This is a genomic window from Halomonas jincaotanensis (assembly GCF_018448785.1).
Lineage (GTDB): Bacteria > Pseudomonadota > Gammaproteobacteria > Pseudomonadales > Halomonadaceae > Halomonas > Halomonas jincaotanensis.
On record NZ_JAHCLU010000043.1, the window covers coordinates 1 to 9,436 of the forward strand.

The 9,436-nt window shown below is 59.9% G+C and carries 13 protein-coding genes and 1 pseudogene; 5 read left to right on the plus strand and 9 right to left on the minus strand.

Annotation, left to right across the window (positions count from 1 at the left end; translation table 11 throughout):
- Window positions 1-100: 100 nt before the first annotated feature.
- A complete protein-coding gene (locus tag KG088_RS19170; protein ID WP_213828176.1) occupies window positions 101-820 on the minus strand; it encodes a hypothetical protein in 720 nt (239 codons plus the stop codon).
- On the opposite strand from KG088_RS19170, the gene KG088_RS19175 reads away from it, so the two are divergent.
- The 5 genes and pseudogenes from KG088_RS19175 (at window position 808) to KG088_RS19195 (ending at window position 5,497) form a co-directional block, all read left to right on the plus strand.
- Window positions 808-1,020 carry a P-loop NTPase family protein gene (locus KG088_RS19175; RefSeq protein WP_250148387.1) on the plus strand — a complete coding sequence of 71 codons (213 nt, stop codon included), beginning with the start codon at window positions 808-810 and terminating at the stop codon, window positions 1,018-1,020. The genes KG088_RS19170 and KG088_RS19175 overlap by 13 nt on opposite strands.
- Window positions 1,021-1,063: 43 nt before the next feature.
- Complete coding sequence (locus tag KG088_RS19180) at window positions 1,064-1,459, plus strand: gamma-glutamylcyclotransferase family protein (protein ID WP_406565627.1); 396 nt, start codon at window positions 1,064-1,066, stop codon at window positions 1,457-1,459.
- 491 nt (window positions 1,460-1,950) lie between these two features.
- Entirely contained in the window at window positions 1,951-3,390 is a 1,440-nt protein-coding gene (locus KG088_RS19185; RefSeq protein WP_213828178.1) for an iron-containing redox enzyme family protein, read from the plus strand.
- The gene (locus KG088_RS19190) at window positions 3,387-4,316 is read left to right on the plus strand and encodes a methyltransferase (protein WP_213828180.1); all 930 of its coding nucleotides are present in this window, start codon (window positions 3,387-3,389) and stop codon (window positions 4,314-4,316) included. Before KG088_RS19185 ends, KG088_RS19190 begins: the two co-directional genes overlap by 4 nt.
- 401 nt (window positions 4,317-4,717) lie before the next feature.
- A pseudogene (locus KG088_RS19195) lies at window positions 4,718-5,497 on the plus strand (extracellular catalytic domain type 1 short-chain-length polyhydroxyalkanoate depolymerase).
- Between the two features lie 510 nt (window positions 5,498-6,007).
- Here the strand turns inward: KG088_RS19195 and KG088_RS20145 are convergent.
- From KG088_RS20145 to KG088_RS19805, 8 genes are all read right to left on the minus strand, one after another.
- Window positions 6,008-6,178 (minus strand): thioredoxin family protein, encoded by a 171-nt coding sequence (locus KG088_RS20145; protein WP_406565628.1) that lies wholly within the window; start codon window positions 6,176-6,178, stop codon window positions 6,008-6,010.
- Between the two features lie 12 nt (window positions 6,179-6,190).
- Window positions 6,191-6,313: a thioredoxin family protein gene (locus KG088_RS20150; RefSeq protein WP_406565629.1), complete on the minus strand. Its 123-nt coding sequence runs from the start codon at window positions 6,311-6,313 to the stop codon at window positions 6,191-6,193.
- Complete coding sequence (rhuM, locus tag KG088_RS19795; protein WP_319941485.1) at window positions 6,310-6,684, minus strand: RhuM family protein; 375 nt, start codon at window positions 6,682-6,684, stop codon at window positions 6,310-6,312. Before rhuM ends, KG088_RS20150 begins: the two co-directional genes overlap by 4 nt.
- 23 nt (window positions 6,685-6,707) lie before the next feature.
- The gene (locus KG088_RS19205) at window positions 6,708-6,923 is read right to left on the minus strand and encodes a hypothetical protein (RefSeq protein WP_213828182.1); all 216 of its coding nucleotides are present in this window, start codon (window positions 6,921-6,923) and stop codon (window positions 6,708-6,710) included.
- A gap of 155 nt (window positions 6,924-7,078) precedes the next feature.
- A complete protein-coding gene (locus KG088_RS19210; RefSeq protein ID WP_213828184.1) occupies window positions 7,079-7,690 on the minus strand; it encodes a sugar O-acetyltransferase in 612 nt (203 codons plus the stop codon).
- Window positions 7,680-8,093 (minus strand): ester cyclase, encoded by a 414-nt coding sequence (locus KG088_RS19215; protein WP_213828186.1) that lies wholly within the window; start codon window positions 8,091-8,093, stop codon window positions 7,680-7,682. Before KG088_RS19215 ends, KG088_RS19210 begins: the two co-directional genes overlap by 11 nt.
- Window positions 8,094-8,188: 95 nt before the next feature.
- Window positions 8,189-9,058 (minus strand): pirin family protein, encoded by an 870-nt coding sequence (locus KG088_RS19220; protein WP_213828187.1) that lies wholly within the window; start codon window positions 9,056-9,058, stop codon window positions 8,189-8,191.
- Window positions 9,059-9,103: 45 nt separating this feature from the next.
- Window positions 9,104-9,352, minus strand: a complete 249-nt coding sequence (locus tag KG088_RS19805) for a CopG family ribbon-helix-helix protein (RefSeq protein WP_250148388.1) — start codon at window positions 9,350-9,352, stop codon at window positions 9,104-9,106.
- Window positions 9,353-9,436 lie beyond the last annotated feature (84 nt).

A 9,436-nucleotide genomic window follows, 5' to 3' on the forward strand; every position in this document is an offset into this window, starting at 1 on the left:
ACGAAGCGCTTCATCGGCACCTCCACGAGCTGTCACGGGTAGAGTATAGCGGTAGCCACGTTTTCACACAGCCTCGGTCGATAGCTGCCATATCCCCCCCCTACCCTTGGCGATAAACTAGGAATTGATGCTCGCACTTCTTGCAGGTGGCGGTATATGTCGGCCCCTCCTTCGCTATGCGAACACTTTTCCACCCGCAGACCGGGCATGGCTGCTTCATGGAGGTGTTGGTGTTGCAACTTGTGCATTTCACGTAGTAGCCGTACTGGCCATACATGCCATAAAGGTGGTGCGATTCGCCGCACTTCTTACAGCTCAGCAGTGGCTGTGCCGGAGCTGGCTCGGTGGGCGCTGGCTCGGGTGCGGCTTCGTAATAATTGATAGCGACGCATTCAGTAACCGACGCTGACACCGCGAGCGCGTCTGTTGGCGATGTATTGGACGCCTCCCTCTCGAGGCTGGCCTGTGCGATGTGCTTGATCAGGAAATTCCCGATATTGTTTAGTTCCTGCTTGGAGAAGCGCGGCTTGGCCTTGATGAAACCAATGGCCGTGTTCCCGACGATTCCCTTTACCTTCTCGGCCAGGAACTCGGTCTTCACGACCTTGCGCGCCACAGCCTTCGGCGTATCGTCGCGGTGAGCGACGCCGAGCAGGCACGCCAGCAAGCCAATGCCACCCTCGCCGAACGCCGCCAGGCGCTGCTCGCCCACCGCCGCGGCCACGACCTGACCGCGGGCGATGCCAGTGACGAAGCGCTGCTGAGCGATACCGCGGAAGACGAAATCCGGCGGCGTCGGGAGAGCTGGTGATCGAGTCACTGTTCATTGACGAGGGCTTCGGCAGCCTCGACCCGCAATCCCTGGCGCTCGCCATGGAAGCGCTCTACGGCTTGCAGGCGCTTGGCCGCCGCGTGGGCGTGATCTCTCACGTACAAGAGATGCACGAACGCATCCCGGTACAGATCCAGGTCGAGCCGCTAGGTAACGAGACGAGTCAAATGCGGCTGGTGAGCGACTGACCCTCGACGCCGGTGACTGACCGATACTGAGAGACGGAGACCAATGATGCACACGCCCGCCCTCGCCGTCGCCCGCACGCCGCTGGTCGCCGTTTACGGCACCCTGAAGCGTGGGCTGCGCAACCACCACTGGCTCGAGTGTGCCAACTTCCTGGGCAGCGACCGGCTACACCGGATCACTCTCTACGACCTAGGCCCCTTCCCCGGCGCCAAGCTCGAGCCCTCCCGGGGCGTCGAGGTCGAGGTGTTCAGCGTCGACGTCCAGCTGCTCGCCGAGCTCGACCGGCTCGAAGACTACAGGGTGCGCCAGCCCGCAAGCGGCCTCTACGATCGCTCCATCCACCCCACTTGCTACGGTCCTGCCTGGCGCTATCTCTACAACCCACGAGTGAAAGGCTACGCGGTCATCAGACAGGGCGGCTGGCGACCGATCGGATAAAGGCCAGACGGCAGACCAGGAGCCATGACCAGGAAGACGATACGGGTAAGCGCGTTAAAAAAAGTATAGGAAGCGCTTCCACCGCAAGAAGTAACGGTGGCAACTATCGGCTAAAAGCTGACATTCAGGGAAACCTCCTGCAGCGCTCACATTACCGGCCAAAAAAACGAGCGACATTAGTTTTGCGATCTGCCGCCTAGGCCGTCGGTGTGTGCGAGAACGAACAGATTCGGGCGGTGGTGCAGCGCACGATATATTTTTGGTGGTGATCGCGTTGTCCCACATTAGCTCCTATCGCGAGCGCCAAATAGAGTCGTGTGTGTAAGCCGTTCTTGATGTGGCTCAACATTTTCCGGCGATTGCGCTAAGAAAACCTTACGCTGCCGACTAATAGCATTCTGGCGAGTAAGAGGGGCCAAGGACATAGACCAGAGAACATAGAGATGATGTCAGTACCATCTAACATTCAATTGGCGGCGCCCCCCTCATATTTGGCACCGCAGCAGGAAGGCAGCAGGCAGCTTTACTTCGCGATGTTAGAGGAACGCGGCGGCATAGCGGGCCAGATCGACGAATTGGCGCGCTCCACATCGCGCTCCTTCTTGCGGGAACAACTTAGCGTGGCAGCTGAGATCGACGCAGACTTTCCCACCGAAATGCAGTCATTGCCCAGCGTGTTGCGCAACGCCCACGATCAAACGGCACAGAGTTACCGACACTACCTCGACGGGCGGCACGCCGGCTCGCCGCGTCGCTACTTCAGCTGCCGCTCGCATGCGATGTACTTTCTTCGCACGGTTGCGCCCACGAAGCTCGTGGACGGCGCTTGGCTCTATGGCTTGCTGCAGCGCTGGCAGGATTCGCGGCTCGCGCCGCTTATCCAAACCTATCTCGAAGAGCTCGGCTGCGGCAATCCGCTGCAAAACCATGTGCTGCTCTATAAGCAATTGCTCGCCCGGTATGGTTGCGATAAATGGCAGGACGGCCCCGACGAGCACTTCACTCAAGGTGCCGTGCAGCTCGCTCTTGCCCACCACGCCCATGAGTTCTTGCCGGAATTGATCGGTTTCAATCTCGGCTACGAGCAGTTGCCGCTGCATTTGCTCATTACCGCTTACGAATTGAACGAACTCGACATCGACCCCTACTACTTCGCCCTGCACGTGACGATCGACAATGCCTCATCCGGGCACGCGCGCAAGGCCTTGCAAAGCGTGCTCGATTGCATGCCTCGCATTGGGAATGCCAGGGACTATCATCGTCGCGTCGGGAACGGCTACCGCTTGAACCTCGTCGGCATGGGCACGCATCAGGCGGTCGCGTCCTTCGATCTCGAGCAAGAACTGTTGCGGGTTTTCGCCGAGAAGGCCTTGATCGGAGCAAAATTGCATTCGGACTACTGTCTCGTCGGGGGGCGGTCGGTGAGCGACTGGCTTTCTTCACCGGGCGAGATTGCAGATCTGTTGAGGACGCTGCAGTCCGCCGGATGGATCCGGCGCGGCGAGAGCCCGAAGCAAAGCCGCTTCTGGCGACTATTGACCGATGAGCAGGCACCCATGTTCGGCGTCTTCGACGGCTACGAGCAGCAACTTTTATGGGACTGGATTATGAACGATGCAGGAACGAAGCCGACCGCGCGAACCACAAATCGCTTTCGCAGGCGCCAGACCGCAGGACATGTCGAAGAGGCGGCCGCAGTGCCGCAGAGCGGTGCTACGATCGAACAGATCATCGCACACCACGCAGGAGGGGAACCGAGACACGGCAGCTGCGCAGACGTTGATGCTCTTTTCCAGCAGTTGGCCGGGGTCGACACGAAGGCGGAGGCGTTCGCCGTATTAGGAGGAATGCTCTCGCCAGCGAACCACCCGACGCCCGCGGGACTTGCCGCAACGAGGCTATACGCCGATCTGTTCAGCAGGTTGCCATGACCAACGATGTTTTCCTGCATCTCGCGATGACGCTCAAAGCTACCGGGTACTCATTCACCACCGTCACACCGGCGACCCACGCTCGCGTCAATTCACGGTTGGAGAATGCGTGGGCGCGCAACGCAACAGACGTCTTCGGTTGGAGTCGACCTTTCAGGGAGGGGGTTATAACACCTGAACTTTTCGAGGCGATGCGCAATGCGGATGTGCTGGATACACATGGTGAGGGTTGGATCTCGCGAGTGCGTGCTTCGACGCTACGCGGCCAACTTTTTCTGCACTCGGCTTATCCGACGACGGCCTCTGACGCTATTTTCTTCGGACCAGACACTTACCGCTTCGCGAACGCAATCGCTCGATATCTTGCTGGCGATGTGCGCCTCAAGCGTGCCGTCGACATCGGCTGCGGCGCCGGCCCTGGTGCCGTGGTCATTGCGCTCGAACGGCCACAAGCCGACGTGTTTGCTGTTGACATCAATGACATGGCCCTACGGTACACCTCCGTCAACGCCCGGCTCGCGGGCGCCATGCGAGTCGTGGTTCAACACTCGGATCTGCTTGACGGCGTTGACGGGGACTTTGATTTAATCGTCGCCAATCCTCCTTACTTGCTCGATGCGCAAGAGCGCACCTACCGGCACGGCGGCGGCAGCTTCGGCGAAGGACTTTCCCTTGCGATTGCGGGCCTGGCGAGAACGCGGCTGGCCCCCGGCGGCACGCTTCTACTGTATACGGGCACTGCCATCACCGACGGCACGGACCGGTTGCTCGCATCAATCGCGCCGATTCTCGACGATTCCACCCTCGAATGGGACTACCAGGAACTCGACCCTGATGTATTCGGCGAAGAACTGGACGAGCCGGCCTATGCAGAAGCCGATCGCATCGCAGCGGTTTTACTCACCGCCCGCAGGGCAAGGTCGTGAAGAGTGTCGATAGCCGCTTTCATTGGACCACTACGATGCGTGCCGTGTTCGGCAGGGTGTAGAGCGGGTCTTGGGTGACCCTGCAGGTGACCTTCCCCCTCAGAAACAGTCGCGGCAATGAGAAATCCCAACCTCTAAGGACAACTGTGCATCGCTTTCTGGCTGCTAACGAACAGACGGAAGCAACGTAACCTCTTATCTTTGATAATTGTATCCGCAACGGACTTTCCTTGCGGGCAGCATCATTCGCCATACTAAACTGGCAAAGAGGCCATATGCAGACTTCTTCAGATAGCGGCAATCGCCTGACCCACTAGAAAAAATTCGGAACTGACCCAGGGTCGTTGCATGCGGATATCTATATCCCGAAGGACTTTCCGAAGAATGGGCCGCTCGTCGTCGTGCTACATGGCAGCACCCAGTCGGCAGAGAGCTATGATCACGGATCAGGCTGGTCTGCTCTCGCCGACGAATGCGGAATTGCGCTCCTGTATCCGGAGCAAAGAAAAACCAACAACCCCCTTAGCAGCTTCAACTGGTTCAAGTCTGGCGACACCGAACGTGGCGACGGTGAACCACTCTCTAATCGTCATATGATCTAGCAGGTCGTTGATGATCATGCCATCGCCCCGTCGCGCGTCTTCATCACGGGGTTGTCCTCGGGTGGCGCCATGACATCGGTGATGCTGGCGACCTATCCGGAGGTATTCGCGGGAGGGGCGATCATCGCCGGACTACCCTACGGCAGCGCGGACAACATGATGGAGGCGATGGTTCGCATGAAAGGCTATGGCGGCCCATCAGATAGCAAGCTCGACTCGCTTGTGCGCGATGCCTCGACATTCGACGGCCCTTGGCCAACGGTCTCGGTCTGGCATGGCGGCAGCGATTCGACCGTCGACAATTCCAACGCGGATTCCATCGTCCGGCAGTGGCAGAAGATCCACGAGGTCGAAGAATCACCGACACGGGAGGAGGAGGTCGACGGTTTTCCCCGGAAGGTCTGGTGCAATGCGGACGGTCAGGAGGTGATAGAGGAATACATCATCAAGGGAATGGGCCACGGCACGCCGATCATGGCCGAGGGGGACGAGGGCCTCGGGGAAGAAGACAAGTTTATGCTGGAAGTCGGCATTTCTTCGACCCGTCACATAGCGCATTTCTGGGGCCTTACGCAGTAGTGAACGGTGGCTGGGCGTGTTCCGCCACCACCTCTTAGAAACTCACGATAAGCCGTATTAGTTTTCAATCAGGATGCCTTACACCTGACTCAGGGCATATTACCCTCGCCTGCCTCCTGCTAAACCGCATCTCTTCGCCTCGCTGATCGTATCGGCTGAGGTATACCCTTTCTTTGGGGTAAAAAAACACCCACTTTCTGTCCGTAGAAAGGTTTACGCAATTCTTTATGGAAAACTACCTCGCCCTGGCGGGCAGGGCACTGACTGTCAAGAAAACGACTCTATGTTCGCCAGCGCACAGCCAGCGGCTGACTAACCGCTCATTATCATTTCGAGTGTGGCAACGGATATGCCTAAACATGGAAGTTGCACTAAGCGTTGCAAGGAAAGCAACGCTAACCCTTTCATTGGTGACCGATATCTGGTGACGGACGTCGTAAGAGGCGAGAGCGCTGTCAAGCGCTCATCCACTCCAGACGCGTCGGAGGCCTATCGACGCATCAGGCAAGTCTATACCCGATGCGGCTGTAGCCACTGCCTGAACTGGGGCCCCGATACCAGGCCCGCCTGGCGCGCCACTTCCTGGCCATCCCAGAACACGATGAGAGAAGGGATGCGGCGAATCGCGAAGCGGCCAGCCAGCGCCTGTTCGGCCTCGGTAACCAGCTTGGCGAAACGCAAACGCGGCTCCAGTTACTGAGCCGCCGCGCCGAAGATCGGCGCCATCGCCTTGCAGGGCCCGCACCAGTTCGCCCAGAAATCCACCACCGGCAGGCTGCTGCGCTCTACCAGCGCCGGGAAGTTGACCGCGGTCAATGCCAATGGCTCGCCGGTGAACAGGGGCTTACGGCACTTGCCGCAGCGCGGGGCTCGATCAACAGGCCCTCGTCGTAGCGCTGCAGCAGCAAGAAGGTCTGGGCGTAACGGGTGACGATATCGATGAGGCCCCGACCGCTGGCGGCATCCAGCGCCGGGCTGCAGGCTGTCTTGCGTACCAAGGCCATGGCGGCCTCCAGCTCGCGGGCATTCTCCGCGAAGCGCTGGCGGTTCAGGGTCCAGCCCTGCGTGAGATGCTCCCGCAGCACGCGAGTGGCCCACTGGCGGAACTGCACGGCGCGCCGGGAGTTAACGCGATAGCCTATCGAGATGATGGCATCGAGATTGTAGTGTCTGACGCGCCGCTTCACCTGCCGATTTCCTTCCTGACGAACTACCGAGGATTCCTCGGTAGTTGCCGTTGATCCAGCTCCGCATCGGCATAGATGTTCTTCAAATGCAGGCTGATGTTATCGGTGGAGGTATCAAAGACCTCTGCCATCTGCCCCTGGCTCAACCAAACCGTATCCCGCTCGGCATCGAGCCGGACTTCGACCGCCTGGTCGGCGTCTTGGTAGATAACGATGGGTGCTTGGTTGTTATCGCTCATACCTTGGCCTCCTCCCCTGCCACTTCGGCTTGCCTAGCCGTCAGCGCGCCAGTCTTGATCGGGAATTTCTGCTGGACTGTAGTGGTCAACTATTCTCGGCTTCCCTGAAGGCAGCCTCGATGACCTGACGAATGGCAGCAACATCCTGCGGCGTTTCAGAACGAATCGTCACCGGGGTGTCCATCATCTTCTCCACTCATCGAAGGACGATCGCTGTCGGATATATCGCGTATCACGCGGCAGGGATTGCCGGCGGCGAAAACGTCATCGGGGATATCCCTCGTCACCACACTGCCGGCCCCGATCACGGAGCGCGAACCGACGCGCACTCCCGGGCAGATAATCGCTCCGCCGCCGACCCACACATCGGTGCCGATCTCGACGGGCCTGGCAAACTCCTGGTGACGGCGGAGCTTCGCATCGAAGGGGTGAGTCGCCGTGTAGATCTGAACGGCCGGACCGAATAGCGTATAGTCCCCGATCGTGACGCGGGCCACGTCAAGCACGACGCAGTTGACGTTGAAGAACACCCGTTCGCCGAGCGCAATGTTCGTTCCATAGTCACATAAGAACGGAGGTTGCATCCAGACCGTGTCGCCACCCCGGCCGAACAGCTGGCGCAGGATACGTCGGCGCTCCTCCTCTCCTTCGCGGGTCACATTGAGATCCTGACAGAGATCACTTGCACGTTTGTGCGCTCGGACGAGCGCCGGCGCGAGGGGATCATATAGCGCCCCGCTCAACATCTTTTCCCATTCAGTCGCCATATCGGCCGCCGGGATGAAGTAGCTGTGCCTCGATAGCCGCCTTATCGATGACGGACCACACCTGCACGATCTTTTCGTCGCGGAACTCATAGAAGACGTTCTCGGCAAAGGACACCCTTCTTCCGTAAACATCCAGGCCGAGAAACCTCTCCTTGGGTGTGCAGTTGAAGCGGAGTCGGCTGGCGACGTAGGGTGGATCGGCAACCAGCAACTCAATCGTAAAGGATAGATCAGGGATCTCGGCGAAATCTCTCTCCAGCATGCCCCGGTAACCTGATATCCCGAGCCGCTCGCCGTTATGCTTGGCGTCTTCATGAACGAAGCGCCCCAACGATGGCCAATCCTGCCCGTTCAAGCAGGCGATATAGTCGCGATAGACGCTCGATAGTTCGGACTTCGTCATCTACGACCTCCCCGACGCAAGCCTGAAGGAGCAATCCGACAAGCCGACGCACCGGGCGAACCTATACCACCCGGTGCGGATGCAGCCAGTGCTTTTCATGCACCCCTCAGATCGCCGAACTTCCCGGCTTGGAAGTCGGCAAAGGCCTGGCGGAGCTCGGAGTCGTGATTCATCACGAAAGGGCCATGGCCGGCCACCGGCTCGTTGATGGGCTCGCCGCTCAACAGCAACAGCTTGGCGTCGTTATTGGCCTCCAGGCGGAGCGACTCGCCCTGGCGCTCGAAGCTGACCACGCTATCGTCGCGGACGAGGCGCTCGCCGTTGACCAGCACCGTGCCCGCCAGCACCACCAGCAAGGTGGTATGGCCCTCGGGGACCTCGAGTCGAACATCGCCGCCGGCCACCAGGCGCAGGTCCCAGACATTGATGGGCGTAAAGGTGCGTGCCGGCCCCTTTCGATCCCCATAGCGACCCGCGACGACCCTGAGCTGGCCGGCATCCCCCTCCAGGGCCACTCGGGGAATCTCGCCGTCGAGCAGGGTCTGGTAGGCGGGCGGAGCGGACTTGTCCCGGGCCGGCAGGTTGACCCACAACTGCGCCATCTCCAGGGTGCCCCCGCTCTCGCTAAAGGCCGGCGCGTGGTACTCCTCGTGCATTATGCCGGCACCGGCGGTCATCCACTGGACGTCGTTCTCGCCGATCTCGCCGCCATGGCCCGCCGAGTCGCTGTGCTCCAGGGCGCCCTGGTAGACCAGGGTCACGGTCTCGAAACCGCGGTGCGGATGGGGCCCCACGCCCCGGGTGTGCCGGGTCGGCTCGAAGCGATGCGGGCCGGCATGGTCGAGCAGCAGGAAGGGGCTGAGCGACTCGGCACCCTGGCCGTAGCTGAATAGCGAGCGCACCGGGAAGCCATCGCCGACCCAATGGCCGGGCGGGGCATCAAAGACTGCCTGGATCTGTTTCATGCGGGGCTCCTTTCGGGTCATTCGATATTACCGCGATCACCAACATCAATCAGCCGCTGCCGGGTCCCTTGGCCGGAAACACTCACGCATGAGCCAGTGCGCTGAGCGCCGACGAGCGTCGGCAAGATGCTGGACCCGCCCTTTAAGATCGTCGTCGAAAGAATTGCGCGAATCCATTACTGAAAACATGGCCTCCAGAGAACCCTGGCTGGGGGCATTGCGGGGTTCTTTCATTTTCAACTGATAGCGGCCAAAAGCGGACATATAAGTGCTTAGGCAGATGTCTTCGTGCATGATGCTATCAAGACCTTACATCAGGATGAGAGCATGGCAAGGCGTTTCGTATCCCCCCTCACGGAGGAGGAACAGCAGGCCTTG